This is a genomic window from Pseudoduganella sp. GW821-FHT05F09 (genome assembly GCF_059419605.1).
On sequence record NZ_JBWKSD010000012.1, the window covers coordinates 94,689 to 109,220 of the forward strand.

At 66.5% G+C, this 14,532-nt stretch carries 15 protein-coding genes; 11 read left to right on the plus strand and 4 right to left on the minus strand.

Annotated features, from left to right (window positions below):
• Nucleotides 1–115 precede the first annotated feature (115 nt).
• From AC07S4_RS28655 to AC07S4_RS28690, 8 genes are read left to right on the plus strand one after another with little or no spacing between them, the layout of a single operon-like run.
• A complete protein-coding gene (locus AC07S4_RS28655) occupies nt 116–628 on the plus strand; it encodes a (2Fe-2S)-binding protein (protein WP_494989836.1) in 513 nt (170 codons plus the stop codon).
• Nucleotides 625–2,811 (plus strand): xanthine dehydrogenase family protein molybdopterin-binding subunit, encoded by a 2,187-nt coding sequence (locus AC07S4_RS28660; RefSeq protein ID WP_494989837.1) that lies wholly within the window; start codon nt 625–627, stop codon nt 2,809–2,811. Before AC07S4_RS28655 ends, AC07S4_RS28660 begins: the two co-directional genes overlap by 4 nt.
• A 49-nt stretch (nt 2,812–2,860) precedes the next feature.
• Entirely contained in the window at nt 2,861–3,274 is a 414-nt protein-coding gene (gene soxX, locus AC07S4_RS28665; protein WP_494989838.1) for a sulfur oxidation c-type cytochrome SoxX, read from the plus strand.
• The gene (locus AC07S4_RS28670; RefSeq protein WP_107869392.1) at nt 3,271–3,723 is read left to right on the plus strand and encodes a SoxY-related AACIE arm protein; all 453 of its coding nucleotides are present in this window, start codon (nt 3,271–3,273) and stop codon (nt 3,721–3,723) included. Before soxX ends, AC07S4_RS28670 begins: the two co-directional genes overlap by 4 nt.
• Nucleotides 3,723–4,049, plus strand: a complete 327-nt coding sequence (soxZ, locus tag AC07S4_RS28675; protein ID WP_494989839.1) for a thiosulfate oxidation carrier complex protein SoxZ — start codon at nt 3,723–3,725, stop codon at nt 4,047–4,049. Before AC07S4_RS28670 ends, soxZ begins: the two co-directional genes overlap by 1 nt.
• Nucleotides 4,046–4,837, plus strand: a complete 792-nt coding sequence (gene soxA, locus AC07S4_RS28680; protein WP_494989840.1) for a sulfur oxidation c-type cytochrome SoxA — start codon at nt 4,046–4,048, stop codon at nt 4,835–4,837. Before soxZ ends, soxA begins: the two co-directional genes overlap by 4 nt.
• A gap of 60 nt (nt 4,838–4,897) precedes the next feature.
• Entirely contained in the window at nt 4,898–5,209 is a 312-nt protein-coding gene (locus AC07S4_RS28685; RefSeq protein ID WP_494989872.1) for a c-type cytochrome, read from the plus strand.
• Nucleotides 5,206–6,474, plus strand: coding sequence for an FCSD flavin-binding domain-containing protein (locus tag AC07S4_RS28690; RefSeq protein WP_494989841.1), 1,269 nt, complete (start codon nt 5,206–5,208; stop codon nt 6,472–6,474). The genes AC07S4_RS28685 and AC07S4_RS28690 overlap by 4 nt, the downstream gene beginning before the upstream one ends.
• Before the next feature lie 32 nt (nt 6,475–6,506).
• Here the strand turns inward: AC07S4_RS28690 and AC07S4_RS28695 are convergent, their stop codons facing one another.
• The 3 genes from AC07S4_RS28695 to AC07S4_RS28705 form a co-directional block, all read right to left on the minus strand.
• Nucleotides 6,507–7,673 (minus strand): DUF3466 family protein, encoded by a 1,167-nt coding sequence (locus AC07S4_RS28695; RefSeq protein ID WP_494989842.1) that lies wholly within the window; start codon nt 7,671–7,673, stop codon nt 6,507–6,509.
• Nucleotides 7,674–7,790: 117 nt separating this feature from the next.
• Nucleotides 7,791–8,120, minus strand: coding sequence for a nucleotidyltransferase family protein (locus AC07S4_RS28700; RefSeq protein ID WP_494989843.1), 330 nt, complete (start codon nt 8,118–8,120; stop codon nt 7,791–7,793).
• A complete protein-coding gene (locus AC07S4_RS28705; RefSeq protein ID WP_494989844.1) occupies nt 8,108–8,497 on the minus strand; it encodes an HI0074 family nucleotidyltransferase substrate-binding subunit in 390 nt (129 codons plus the stop codon). Before AC07S4_RS28705 ends, AC07S4_RS28700 begins: the two co-directional genes overlap by 13 nt.
• A 127-nt stretch (nt 8,498–8,624) precedes the next feature.
• Between AC07S4_RS28705 and tssF the strand changes: the two genes are divergently transcribed.
• The 3 genes from tssF to AC07S4_RS28720 are packed head-to-tail and all read left to right on the plus strand — an operon-like array spanning nt 8,625 to nt 12,418.
• Entirely contained in the window at nt 8,625–10,466 is a 1,842-nt protein-coding gene (gene tssF / locus AC07S4_RS28710) for a type VI secretion system baseplate subunit TssF (RefSeq protein ID WP_494989845.1), read from the plus strand.
• A complete protein-coding gene (gene tssG, locus AC07S4_RS28715) occupies nt 10,430–11,446 on the plus strand; it encodes a type VI secretion system baseplate subunit TssG (protein ID WP_494989846.1) in 1,017 nt (338 codons plus the stop codon). The genes tssF and tssG overlap by 37 nt, the downstream gene beginning before the upstream one ends.
• A gap of 42 nt (nt 11,447–11,488) precedes the next feature.
• Entirely contained in the window at nt 11,489–12,418 is a 930-nt protein-coding gene (locus tag AC07S4_RS28720) for a hypothetical protein (RefSeq protein WP_494989847.1), read from the plus strand.
• Between the two features lie 3 nt (nt 12,419–12,421).
• On the opposite strand, the gene AC07S4_RS28725 is transcribed toward AC07S4_RS28720, so the two are convergent.
• A complete protein-coding gene (locus AC07S4_RS28725; protein ID WP_494989848.1) occupies nt 12,422–14,434 on the minus strand; it encodes a TonB C-terminal domain-containing protein in 2,013 nt (670 codons plus the stop codon).
• Nucleotides 14,435–14,532 lie beyond the last annotated feature (98 nt).

The window sequence follows — 14,532 nt, forward strand, 5'->3', positions numbered from 1 at the left end:
AAAGGGCCGAGCTCGCTGCGCTACTTTGCGATACAAAACACTGCTCTGCAGGGCGGAAATTACGGGTGTAAGATGTCCATCTTTGATTCTGGTCAACACATCCTCAGGAGACAGCATGCCGCAGCTCAACGTCAATGGAAGCACGCGTGATTTCGAGGCGGAGGACGATACGCCGCTGCTGTGGGTGCTGCGCGAGCAGCTCGGCATGACAGGCACCAAATACGGCTGCGGCGTGGCGCAATGCGGCGCCTGCACCGTGCATATCGACGGCGAAGCGACGCGCAGCTGCGTGCTGCCGGTGTCCGCGCTGAATGCGAAGCAGAAGATCGTCACCATCGAAGGCCTGTCCAAGGACGGCTCGCATCCGGTGCAGAAGGCCTGGGCCGCGCTGGACGTGCCGCAATGCGGCTTCTGCCAGTCCGGCATGATCATGGCAGCCGCCGCGCTGCTCAAGCAAAAACCGAAAGCCACCGACGCCGACATCGACGCGGCCATGACCAATATCTGCCGCTGCGGCACCTACAACCGCGTGCGCGCCGCGATCAAGGTGGTGGCCAAGGGGGCCGACCCCAAATCGGCCGGCCTGGCCATTACGCACGTGGGCGACCACGCCGGGAGCAAAGCATGAGCCGCGCCGATATGCGTAATGCTGCCGTCTCGCGCCGCAGCTTCCTGAAGGGCGCCTCGCTGGCCCTGGGCGGGCTGATGGTGCCTTTCGCGATTCCCTTCGACGCCGCCGCGCAGGAAGCCGGCATCCCGCCCGAGGTCAACGCCTGGGTGGTGGTGAAGCCGGACGACACCATCGTGATCCGCATCGCCCGTTCGGAAATGGGGCAGGGCACGCTGACCGGCCTGGCCCAGCTGGTGGCCGAGGAACTGGACGCCGACTGGAGCAAGGTCAGCACCGAATACCCCACGCCGGGCCAGAACCTGGCGCGCAAGCGCGTGTGGGGCAGCTTCTCCACCGGCGGCAGCCGTGGCGTGCGCGAGTCGCACGAGTATGTGCGCAAGGGCGGCGCCGCCGCGCGCATGATGCTGGTGCAGGCAGCGGCGGACGCCTGGGGCGTGCCCGCCGCCGAATGCGCCGCTGCGGGCAGCGTGATTACGCACGCCGCCAGCGGCCGCAAGACCAGCTACGGCAAGGTGGCGCAAGCGGCCGGCAAGCTGGCCATTCCCGCCGACGTGAAACTGAAAGACCCCAAGGACTGGAAGCTGGCCGGCAAGCGCCTGGCGCGCCTGGACACGGTGGACAAGACCACCGGCGCGCAGATCTATGGCATGGACCTGAAGCTGCCCGGCATGCTGAACGCCGCCATCAAGGACTGCCCGGTATTCGGCGGCAAGGTGAAAAGCTTTGACGCCGCCGCCATCGAAAAGCGGCCCGGCGTGAAGAAGGTGGTGCAGGTGGGCGACAGCGCCGTGGCGGTGGTGGCGGACACCTGGTGGCGTGCGCGCACAGCACTGGACGCGCTGCCCATCGTGTGGGACGAAGGCCCCAACGCCAAGCTTTCCAGCGCCGACATCGCCGCCATGCTCAAGGAAGGGCTGGACGCGCCGGACGCCGTGGTGGGCAACAGCAATGGCGACGCGCGCGCCGCCATCGCCTCGGCCAAGCGCAAGGTGGAGGCGGTGTATTCCTATCCCTTCCAGAACCACGCCACGATGGAAGTGATGAACGCCACCGCCAGGTGGACGCCGGAGCGCTGCGAAGTGTGGACGCCCACGCAGAACGGCGAAGCGGCGCTGGCCGCCGCGTCCGAAGCGGCCGGCCTGCCCGCCGCCAAGTGCGACGTCTACAAGCTGCACCTGGGCGGCGGTTTCGGCCGCCGGGGCGCGGTGCACGACTGGGTGCGCCAGGCGGTGGCCATCGCCAAGGAGCTGCCCGGCACGCCGGTCAAGCTGCTGTGGACCCGCGAGGAGGACATGCAGCACGGCCGCTACCATCCCATCACGCAGTGCAAGCTGACCGCCGCGCTGGACGAGAAGAACAACATAACCGGCCTGCACATGCGCATCTCCGGCCAGTCCATCCTGGTATCGGTGGGCATGGCCATCAAGGACGGCAAGGACCCGGCGGTGTTCCAGGGCCTGAACGCGCCGGGACCGGAAGCCTCCATCGGCTATACCTTCCCCAACCTGCTGATCGACCACGCCATGCGCAATCCGCCCGTGCCTGCGGGCTTCTGGCGCGGCGTGAACCTGAACCAGAACGCGGTCTACCTGGAGTGCTTCCTGGATGAAGTGGCGCACGCCACCAAACAGGACCCGCTGGCCCTGCGCCGCAAGCTGATGGCGAACCATCCCAAGCACCTGGCGGTGCTGAACGCGGTGGCCGAAAAGGCCGGCTGGGGCAAGCCTGCGCCCAAGGGCGTGTTCCGGGGACTGGCTCAGACGATGGGCTTCGGCAGCTATGTTGCCGCTTGTGCCGAGGTATCGGTCAATAAAAGCGGCAAGCTGAAGATACACCGCATCGTCGCCGCCACCGACTCCGGGCACGCCGTCAATCCGCAGCAGATCGAGGCGCAGGTGGAAGGTTCCTTTGTGTACGGCTTGTCCGCCGCCCTGTACGGCGAATGCACGCTGAAGGACGGCCGCGTTGAGCAGACCAACTTCGACACCTACGTCCCGCTGAAGATGGACGAGATGCCGAAGGTGGAAACCATCGTCATGCCGTCCGGCGGCTTCTGGGGCGGCGTGGGCGAGCCGACCATTGCGGTGGCCGCGCCGGCGGTGCTAAACGCCATCTTCGCCGCCACCGGCAAGCGCGTGCGGGACCTGCCGCTGAAGAACCACAGCCTGAAGAAGGCCTGATCTTCAAGGCCCCCGCGCCATGCCTGGCTTGCTGCTCAATGCTGCGCTATTGACCGCACTATTGGCCGCGCTTTGCCTTGCGGATGCGCGCGCTGCAGACTACGCCTCGCCGCTGCCGGGCGCAGCGGCCGGCGATGCTGCGCGCGGCCGCGCCATCGTCGCCAACCGGCAGGTGGGGTTATGCCTGCTGTGCCACACCGGCCCCATTCCCGAGGAGCGCTTCCAGGGCAACCTCGCACCCCCGCTCGACGGCGCGGGCGACCGCTCCACGGCCGCCCAGCTGCGCCAGCGCCTGGTGGACGCCGGCAGCATCAACTCATCCACCATCATGCCCTCCTACTACAAGACCGAAGGCCTGGCCCGCGTGGGCGCCGCCCACCAGGGAAAGACCATCCTCACCGCCCAACAGATTGAGGACGTGATCGCCTACCTGCAAACCCTGCGCGCGGAGCGGACGCCATGACCACGCGCCGCCAACTGCTGCAAGCCGGCGCCGCCTTGCCGCTGCTGGCACTGGTGCGCCCCGCGTCCGCCACGCCGGAGGAAATGCGCGCCGCCATCTCCGCCTACACCGGCGGCGTGTTGCCCAAGACCGGCAAAGTCGTTTTCGATATCGCCAAGCTGATAGACAACGGCAACGCAGTCCCCGTCACCATCAGCGTGGACAGCCCCATGACGGCGGCGGAGCATGTCACCGGCATCGCCATCTTCAACGAACGTAATCCGGAAACCGACATCGTCCGCTTCACGCTGGGCGCGCGCAGCGGCAAGGCCGAAGTGTCCACCCGCATCCGCCTCGCCACCTCGCAAAAGCTGGCGGCCGTGGCGCGCCTGAGCGACGGCAGCTATTGGCAGCAGACGGTGGACGTCATCGTGGCGCTGGCCGCCTGCATCGAAGGGGAGGCACCGTAATGGCGCGCATCCTGATCCATATGCCGGCCAATGCGCGCAAAGGCGAGGTGATAGAAATCCGCGCCCTGATCGCCCATCCGATGGAAAGCGGCTACCGTCCCGATGCCGGCGGCAAGCTGGTCCCGCGCGACATCCTCACCAGCTTCACCTGCCGCTACAACGGCGCAACCGTATTCAGCGCGGAACTGCACCCCGCCGTTTCCGCCAACCCCTACATCGCCTTCTTCACCGTGGCCACCGAGAGCGGCACGCTCGAATTCAGCTGGCAGGGCGACCACGGCTTTGCGCAGACGGAGAAAATGCCCATCACGGTGAGCGCCTCATGAAGCCCGGCCGCGCAGCCAGGCGGCACGCAGCGGCAGCGGCGGCCTGCCTCGCCACGGCGTGCGCCGCGCTGGCGGCAACGCCGCCGGACACGCGCAAATCCGGCGCCGAATTCATGAGCGCCTCCACCCAGGCCATGCAGCGCGACGACACGCAAAACCCCGCCATGCTCTGGGTCGGCGGCGGCGAAGCGCTGTGGAAGGCCAAGGCCGGCAAGTCCGACCGCTCCTGCGCCAGCTGCCACGGCGACGCCAAACAGAGCATGCGCGGCGTCGCCGCCCGCTTCCCCGCCTTCGACAAGGCCAGCGGCCGCGCCATCACGCTCGGCCAGCGCATAGACATGTGCCGCCAGGGCGCCCAGCAAGCCGCGCCGCTCAAACCCGAAAGCGAAGACCTGCTCAGCCTCGAAAGCTACGTCGCCCTGCAATCGCGCGGCATGCCCATGAACCCGCCGCAGGACCCCGGCACCATCGCCGCCGCCGCGAGGGGCGGGCAGCTCTACCGCCAGCGCATCGGCCAGCTGAACCTCTCCTGCGCCCAATGCCACGACGAGAACTGGGGCCGCAAGCTGGCCGGCGCCACCATTCCCCAGGGCCACGCCAACGCCTATCCCATCTACCGCCTTGAATGGCAGGCCATGGGGTCGCTGCAGCGCCGCCTGCGCAACTGCATGAGCGGCGTGCGCGCCGAAGTGCCGCCCTACGGCGCGCAGGACCTGGTCGACCTCGAAGCCTTCTTATCCCTGCGCGCCAAAGGCATGGCGCTTGAAACCCCGGGCGTGCGCCCATAACAAGGAGCAGTCATGCAACTGATACGACACCGTCTCACCGCCGCTGCGTTCCCGGTCCTCATCGCTTGTGCGTTCGCCGCCGCACCCACCGTCCACGCCGCCGAGGCCATCGCCTCCGGTGCGCGCCTGGCGGCCACCTGCACCGGCTGCCACGGCACCAACGGCGCCACAACCGGCACGGCCTTGCCGGCGCTGGCCGGGCAGTCCCGCGAGACCTTGCTGACATCCCTGAAGGCCTTCAAAGCCGGCACCCGCCCGGCCACGGTCATGACGCAGATCGCCAAAGGCTACAGCGAAGAGCAGCTCGCCATGCTGGCCGCCTTCTTCGCCGCGCAGCGCGCCGACGCCACCGCCCAAGGAGGCCGTCCATGAAACGCCGCCAATTCCTGCAAGCCTCCGGCGCCGGCATGGTCCTCGCCAGCACCGGCTGCGCCAGCATTGGCGGCAGCGCCAAACCGCAAGTCGTTGTGGTCGGCGGTGGCTACGGCGGCGCCACCGCCGCCAAATACGTGCGCATGTGGAGCGGCGGCGACATCGCCGTCACGCTCATCGAACCCAACGCCAGCTTCATCTCCTGCCCGCTCTCCAACCTGGTGCTGGGCGGCTCGAAACAGCTGGCCGACATCACCATCAGCTACGACGCCCTGGCGCGCCACGGCGTGAGCATCGTGCGCGACAGCGTGCAGTCCATCGACGCCGCCAAGCGCACCGTCACCCTCGCCAGCGGCCGGGTGCTGGGCTACGACCGCCTGATCGTCTCGCCCGGCATAGAATTCATGTGGGATCAGCTGCCCGGCATGCAAAAGCCCGGCGCGCAGGAGCGCCATCTCCACGCCTGGAAAGCCGGCGCGCAAACAGCGGCGCTGCGCGCGCAGCTCGAAGCCATGCCGGACGGCGGCGTCTACGCCATGACCATCCCCGCCGCGCCTTACCGCTGCCCGCCCGGCCCGTATGAACGCGCCTGCCAGATCGCCCACTACTTCAGCCAGCGCAAGCCCAGGTCCAAGGTGCTGGTGCTGGACGGGAACGAAGACGTGGTGTCCAAAGGCCCGCTGTTCAAGAAGGTATGGCAGGAGCGCTACGGCGGCATCATCGAATACCGGCGCGGCTTCAAGACGGTGGACATCGACGTTGCCGGCCGCGCCGCCATCTCCGAGCTGGACGACCGCGTGCAGGCCGACGTGCTGAACGTGATCCCGCCCCAGCGCGCCGGCGCCATCGCCGTGCAGAGCGGCCTGGCCAACGCCGGCGGACGCTGGTGCGCGGTGGACTTCCTCACCTTCGAATCCACGCAGGCAAAAAACATCCACATCCTCGGCGACGCCATCCTGGCCGCGCCGCTGATGCCCAAGTCCGCGCACATGGCCAACCAGCACGCCAAGGTATGCGCCGCCGCCGTGGTGGACCTGCTGAACGGCCGCGCGCCGGAAGCCAAGCCCATGCTCACCAACACCTGCTACAGCTTCGTCTCCGACAAGGACGTCATCCACGTCGCCTCCGTGCACGCCTACGACGCGGACAAGAAAACGCTGCTCGTCGTCCCCGGCTCCGGCGGCCTCTCCAGCGCCCCCAGCGCGCTCGAAGGCGAATACGCCCTGAGCTGGGCACGCAACATCTGGAGCGACACGCTGGGCTAGCGCTAAGGGATAGGGCCGTAGGGCGGGTTAGCTCAGCGTAACCCGCCAAGCTCCCCCCGCGCCCGCCGTCTTCCGACGAACGCCAGCACCCCTATCCCCACTCCCAGCATCCCCCACGTAGCCGGTTCCGGCACCGGATTCAAAGGATTCAGCAGCACCCCCCAGCACCCGCTCCCGGACTCGCCGTTCGGCCCGCACGCCGTTGCCGCAATCTGGCCATGATCATTAATCGCATTCACCCGCGTCAGCGACAGGCCCAGCGCAGGATCGATCAAGGTATTCAAATTCGTCGCCGTTCCGTTCTCGTACAGCATCGGCGTCACCGCGCCATTGAGCGTGCCCGTCGCCACGATCTGCCCCGAGTCATTGATATCCATGCTGCCCCAGTTATACGCGTTCGACAGCAGTCCCAGATCATGCATTACGCCGCCGCTGTAAAGGAAGCCATGCCGCGCGCCGCTGGCCGTATCCGACAGGCCCACAATATCGCCATGCTCATTGATGCTGTAAGCCATGCTGTAGTTGCCGCCCAGCGTACCCAGTGCCTGCATGGCTACGCCGTCGTAGATGAACGCGCGCATATCACCCGCCGCGGTGTGCGAACCGCCCACCACCACGCCCGCATCATTGATGTCCAGCGCATAGCCGTCCTTCCCGCCCAGCGTACCAATATCGGTGCTGGTCCCGTTCTGATAAATGAACGCATGGCGCGCGGGCGGGTTGGACCAGTCGTCCAGTCCCATGCCCGCATCGCCCACCACCACGTCGTGATTGTTGATGGCGTTCGCCTTTGCGTTGCCCAGGTAGTTCAGGCGCGGAATGCGGAGGAAGTCGTTATCCTTGTAGAACCAGGCCTCGCCGCTGGACGTATCCGAGTTGTTGAAGTTGACCGCCATCCTGCCGCCGTCGTTGATGCCGGCGATGCGGTGATTGAACACCAGGCCGTCGATGCGGGGGATGTAGTTGAACCTTCCGTCCTTCCACGTATAGGCCTGGTCGAACCAGTTCGGATCGACGCGGTAAGTGCCGCCGACCATGCCATTGTTGTTCAGGCTCGTGGCCGTGCCGTATTCGGCGCCGGTATTGGCTATATAGCCTGTAATAAGGCTGACGGGCTGATACCGGTACTGCGCCTGCGCCGCGCCGGGCAGGGCGAAAGCGGATATCAAAAGAAAAGGCAGCAAACGTTTGACAGGCATGATGATAGCTCCTCAAGTACGTGGAAGGAGCGGAAAGCCTAGCGCCGCCGCGCGCGGCGCGGCGCGTGGTAGCTCGCCGTAAATCATCGTTGCGAATCAGCCTGCATTAAGCCTTGGTCAGGCTACGGGATAGAGATCCACGCCTTCATTAAGGATGTTTTCGCGCAGCCGGGGATTTACCACGCGTTCGAAATGGACCGCATCCAGTTTGAACAGGATGGGCAAATCATCCAGCGCATTCCACAGACTGGAAAACTCCCGGTCCGTCATGGCGGGCGCCATGACGGCGATATCGATATCGGAATACGAGCGATAGGCTCCGGTAGCGCGAGAGCCATACACGACGGCTTTGATCACCTGGGGGAATTGCGCAAACACCTGGCGCAACGAGGCGAGGATCTGGCCGCTCAGCCCGAACTCCAAATCCTGCGTGGCTAGTTTATCCATGATTTGGCGGCCTCCGCCAGGGACTCCAGCATGACGACGCCGTCATGCTTGACGAACTTGTAGACACGTATAGCCTCTGCCTCATCGTAGGTGTGGCTTGTCAGGTTGCGCATGCGGTGCAATTCGCTCCAGCCGTTACCATCAACTATCAGTCCTTGCTGCAAAGCCGCCTGCAACGTTTCCTTCGCATTAAGAACAATGATGTCCTTGGTTTCCAGCCACAGCTTGATGGCCTTCCATGCCAACTCGTAAGTGAATTCAAACCGCTGAATTGATGCATCGCGCAAAAAGGAATTTTCCGGCTGCGCGAGCGCTTCCTTCAGGCGCGACAGCGCTGAAAGAAAATCAGTAGTGCGCTCTGCAAGCCGGTTGCTCATAAATGACATCCCAATAGTACCTTTCGAATTATATGCCGGGCGGGCGCTGACACCTGATTGCGCTGCATCAACACTGTTGACGCGGCAATATGCCACCATCGCTGAACCTCCACGCAAGGAAGCGACGATGGAAAAACTGCTGCCGTACTTCGAACGCGAACTGGGCATGCTGCGCCGTGCCAGCAACGAATTCGCCGAGCGCTACCCCAAGCTCGCCGGCAGCCTGCTGATGAACGGCGAAACCTGCGCCGACCCGCACGTCGAGCGCCTGATCCAGTCCGTGGCCCTGCTCAACGCCCGCACCGCCAAGCGCCTGGACGACGACTACGCCGGCTTCACCGAAGCGCTGCTCGGCGTGCTCTACCCGCACTACCTGCGCCCCATCCCGTCCTGCGCCATCGCCCGCTTCGACAACAGCGCAGAGGCGCGCGGCGCCGCCAGCAGCGCCGTCATCCCGCGCGGCACCGCCCTCAAATCCCTGGGCAGCACCGCCCCCGGCTGCAAATTCCGCACCGCCTACGACGTGGCCGTGGCCCCGGTGCGGATCAGCACCGCGCGTTTCGACACCGTCATCCACGCGCCATCGTTGCTGCCGCTGCCGCACGACATCGCCGCCGCCATCCGCATCACCATCGCCTGCACCGCGCCCAACCGCAGCCTGGCCGAAATGCGCCTGCCGGTGCTGCGCGTCTACCTCGAAGGCGAAGCGTCGCTGCGCGCCACCCTGCGCGACACGCTGTTCATGCGCACCTCCTGCGCCTGCATAGAAACGGAAGGGCAATGGCGCATGCTGGAGCGGATACCCGTGCGCCCCGCAGGCTTCGACGACGCCGACGCGTTGCTGCCCTTCGGCCCCGCCGAGCAGCCCGCCTACCGCCTGCTCAGCGAATACTTCGCCTACCCCGAAAAATTCGACTTCATCGACATCGACCTGGCCGACCTGCTGCGCCACGCCGCCCCCGGCTGCGCCAACGTCACACTGCACCTGGCGCTCAACGGCCTGCGCGCCGACTCCAGCGCCGCCCGCGTACTGCGCACGCTCACGCCGGACAACCTGCTGCTCTCCTGCACGCCCATCGTCAACCTGTTCCGCCATATCGCCTCGCCGATCCAGATCACGCACACCCGCAGCAGCTACCCCCTGCTGCCGGACGCACTGCCAGCCCAGGCCTGCGAGGTCTACAGCGTGGACTCGGTGCATCTGCTCCAGCGCGCCGGATCGCGGGACAGCATCACCACCGAGTTCGTGCCTTACTACTCCTTGCGGCACGGCGAATCGCCCAAGGCGAAAGGGCACTACTGGATAGCGCGGCGCGACGAAGAACTGGCCAGCAGCGGACAGGCCCACGAATACACGCTCGCTTTGATAGACCGCGACTTCGACCCGCTCAAAGCCGAGACCGGCACCGCCTCCATCGGCATCACCTGCACCAACCGCGACCTGCCGCATGAACTGCAAGGCGGCCTGCCCGGCGGCGACCTGGCCTCCGAATCCAGCGCCGGCAATGTGCCGATACGGCTGCTGCGCAAGCCCACGCGCTCCCAGCGCCTCACGTCCGCGCGCGGCGCGCAATGGGGGCTGGTATCGCACCTCTCGCTCAACCACCGCGCCCTGACGCAGCAAGGCCTGCCGGCCTTCACCGCCATGCTGCGCCTGTACGCCTTGCCCGACAGCGCCGTCTCCCAGCGCCAGATCGACGGCATCACCGGCCTGGCGCACAGGCTGGGCACCGCCTGGCTGCAGCGCGGCGCGGGCATGGCCTGCCTGCACGGCGTGGACGTCCGCATCACGCTCGACGAGCAGGCCTACGCGGGCACCGGCATCCACATCTTCGCGCAGATGCTCGACAACCTGCTTGGCATGTACGCCCACCTGAACAGCTACACCCGGCTCACCATCGTTTCGCACGCCACCGGAAAGGAGTTGCTGCAATGCGCACCCCGCAACGGCAGCCTGCCGCTGGCCTGACTGGTTTGATCGGCGCGCTGCTGGCCGCGCCGCAGCGTTTCGACTTCTTCCAGGCCGTGCGCCTGCTCGAGCAATGGCTGGAGGGAGCATCACAGCCCGGCGAACCGCAGCCCGGCACGCCGCAGCTGCGCTACCGCAACAGGCTGTCGCTCGCCTTCCCGCCCGGCGAAATCAGCCGCATAGACGAAACCGGCGGCCATCTCGACATCACCCCGGCCTTTATGGGCCTGCTCGGCAGCAGCGGCACGCTGCCGCACCACTACACCGAGCGCATCGCCGCGCACGAACAGCGCGAAGACGACGACGGCCCGCGCGCCTTCCTCGACATGCTGTCCCACCGCGCGCTCGCCATGTTCTGCGCTGCCTGGGCCATGCACCGCCCCGAATGCATGCGGGATGCGCACGGCGGCGACGGCTACCTGCCCAAGCTGCTGCTGCTCTCCGGCGCGCAGCCGCCGCCGGGCGGTGTGATCGACCGCGCAAGCTTCGCCCGCTACGCCATGCAGATCCGCAGCCGCACCGTCTCGCACGACGTGATGACAGGCATGCTCACCGAATACTTCGGCGTGCCTGCCAGGGTGGAGCCGCTGGTGGGCGTGTGGGAAGCGCTGCCCGCGCCGCAGCAGGCGCAGCTCGGCCGCAGCAACTGCTGCCTGCGCGCAGGCGTGCTGCTGGGTGAGCGCATGCACCGCTGCGACACGCGCGCCCGCATCCGCATCGGCCCCCTGGCCAAGGCGGACTTCGAACGCTTTCTCCCCCACGGCTCCGGCGCCGCCGCATTGAAAGCCATGCTCGCCATGTTCTGCACCGTCGGCATCGCCTTTGAAATCCGCCTGCGGCTACGCGCCGCCGACGCGCGGGGCTTCAGCCTCCACCGCAGCGAGCAGGAGGGCGGCGCCCGCCTCGGCGTGAACGCCTTCCTGCTCGAGGCCCCGCCAGCACACGACCGCGAAGACGCCAGCTATTTGCTTACGCCATGACGCCGCCGTCTTCCCTATCTCACTCCCACGAGGCCACAGACCATGTCCAGTCCAAGCACCAAACCAGCCCCCAAGCTCGCGCGCTCCCGGCAGGAATTCGAGATTCTGCTCGTTAAACTTGCGGAGGCCCGCCGCGCCTATGCGCGCTGGGAAGCCAGCGCCGCGCGGCTGCGCGAACTGGGGCGGCGCACGTTGGACCCGCTGGCCGAACAGTTCAACGTCTACGCGCGGCAGCTGATCCGGGTTTTCGACCAGGCCTACGGCAACAGCACCTTGAACAATTCCGAGCGCGCGTCGATAGCCGAATCCATCTGCATCCTGGCGGACCGCGTGCTGAGCACAAGTGAAGACAGCGAGATCCAGCAGTTCTATGACCGCTACATCAGCAGTGAATACGGCGTGGACCGCACGCAATTCGACCCGGTGCTGCGCGAAATAGGCGACATGCTACTGGCCGACACCTACCCGGTCTCGCTCTCCTGGCGCGAGGAAGAAGACCAGGAGGAAGCGGAGGAACTCCACGCCAGGCTGGTACGCACCATCCTCACCATGCCACCGGAGCAGCAGCCAGCGCTGCTTGAGCAGGCCGACGCCGGCTACATCAACAGCGACCCGGTTGCGCTGCGGGTGCTGGAAATAGAAATGGAGCAGGCCAGGCGGCCCGGTTGCGCGCACCTCGGCCGCAAACAGCTCGAGCAGAATATTGAAATGGTTGAGGACTACCTGATCGATCTGGAATTCGACACCGTCGGCATCCAGTTCTCGCTAATGGTGAAGCTCAACCTGCCCGCCACCACGCAGCTGACCGAATACATCGCCCGCCAATGCGTGCGCATGCAGCAGCACCTGCTTGAGCACCAGCTGGAAAACATCGCCTGCGACGTGGCCGACTTCCGCGACATCGCCAAGCTGAAGGCATGGCTCAAGGAAAAGCGGCGCAACGCGGAGAGCGCCGCGCCCACCCACCACTAGAGCTTACTGCAGGCGAATGGCCGTATCGAACACCCAGGTGCGGCGTATCTCGATCACGTCATACTGGCGCGCCACGGTCGGCGGGAACGCGCCATACGGCGCCTGGCTCGCCACCACGCGCCGTATCGCCTCGTCGATGGCGGGCACGCCGCTGGAGACCACGAACGTCACCTTTTCCACCGAGCCGTCCGCGCGGATAGCCACCGTCACCGTCGGCTGGGTGTGAGGCTGCTTCACCAGTTCGCGCACCATGTCGAAGGTCATGTTCAACTCGATCTTCTTGCTCATGGCCTCGGCGTAGAGCACGAGGTCGGGATTCGGATCGGCGCGGCCGTAGAGCCAGCCGCGGCGCAGGCCGCTGGCCATGGGCAGCAGCGAGCGGGAAGGGCGGCTCTGCGCCTCGCGCTGTGCCGCCTCCGCGTCGAGCTGCTTGCCGATCGCGCGCAGCCGCTCCTCCCGTTGCGCCTCCCGCTCCGCCTTGTCGCGCAGCGCCTGCTCCTGCTTCGCCTGCACCTGACGCGCCGCCTCCTGCCTTGCTGCCTCCTGCTTTGCCGCCTCCTGCCTTCCGGCCTCCTGCCGCCCGGCTTCCAGCTTCGTCGCCTCCTGCCGCGCTGCTTCCTGTCGCGCAGCCTCCTGCCTTGTCGCTTCTTGCCGTGCGGCCTCCTGTCGCGCTGCCTCCAGCTTTGTCGCTTCTTGCCGCGCCGCCTCTTGTCGAGCCGCTTCCTGCCTTGTTGCTTCTTGCCGCGCTGCCTCCTGTCGCGCTGCCTCTCGCTTCATGGCATCCTGCCGCGCCGCCTCCTGCTTGATGGCCTCCTGCCGCGCAGCTTCCTGCCGGAGGGCCTCCTGCCTCGCCGCCTCTTGCCGCGCCGCCTCCTGTTTCAAGGCATTCTGGCGCGCCACCTCTTGCCTGAGTACCTCCTGCCGCGCGGCTTCCTGCTTGAGTACTTCTTGTCGCGCGACCTCCTGCCTTATCGCGTCCTGGCGCGCTGCCTCCTGCCGTGCCGCTTCCTGTTTCAAGGCGTTCTGCTTCGCTATGTCCTGCTTGAGCGCCTCCTGCTTTGCCGCCTCTTGCCACGCCATCTCCTGTTTCAAAGCCTCCTGCCGTGCAGCCTCTTGCCTGATTGCTTCCTGGCGCGCTACTTCCAGCTGGCCCTGGGCCTGCCGCGCCTTCTCATCCTGCCTCGCCTGCTCCTGGCGAGCTGCTTCCCGCCGCAACTCCTCCTGCCGGCCAAGCGCCTGACGCTCGACGGCCAGCCGCGCCGCGTCGGCGCGCTCCTTCTCATCCTGTTTTGCCAGCTCTTGCTGAAGCGCCTCCCGACGCAGCGTTTCCTGCCTGGCAAGCTCCAACCGTTCCGCCGCCAGCCGCGCTGCTTCATTCCGGGCCGCCTGCTCAGCGCGCGCAGCGGCCTGCCGCAGCTGCTCCTGCCGCTTATCCTCCCGCTGCTGCGCCGCCAACTCCGCCTGCCGCAAAGCCTCCGCGCTCTGCCGCTCCAGCTCCAGCCTGGCCTGCTCAAGCGCCTGCTCCACCTGCTTCTGCGCCGCCTCGCCCCCCGCATCCGGCGCAGGAACGTCGCTCCCCTGAACTGGCTGATTGCGCTCCAGAGACGTCGCCGGCGCCCTGGTGGCCGGCGCATTGGGCGCGATTGGCAAGTTGACGTCAGGCCGTGTCCAAGCCGTCATTCCCGGCGCCTGCGGCTGCGAAGAAGCAGCCTCCGGCTCGGATGCCGATGGCGATACCGGCGCTGCCGGCCCCGCATCCCCCTTGCCCGCCACCCCGGTGTCTTCCGGCCCAGATGCAGGCACAGGCAAAGGCTCCGCCGGCGGCGCCGGCATCAGCAGAATGCGCAAATCAATGGGCTCCACACGCCTATCCTTCCAGGGAAAACCAAGCCCCGGCAGCCCAAATGTGTGCCCGCCAAAAGTGATGCTCAACAGCGCGGCATGCACGAGCAAGGAGAGCAGCAGCGCATTGCTCAACCGCCAGCGGTCCCGCTGAATGACGCCCGCCGTTCTCAAGCCGGAAATCCTTCACGCAGCGATCCCCGGCCGCACAAAGCCACTCTACTTTTAACCTGCGCAATCAAAGCCATTGCATCGCCCGAAACGGAATGTTG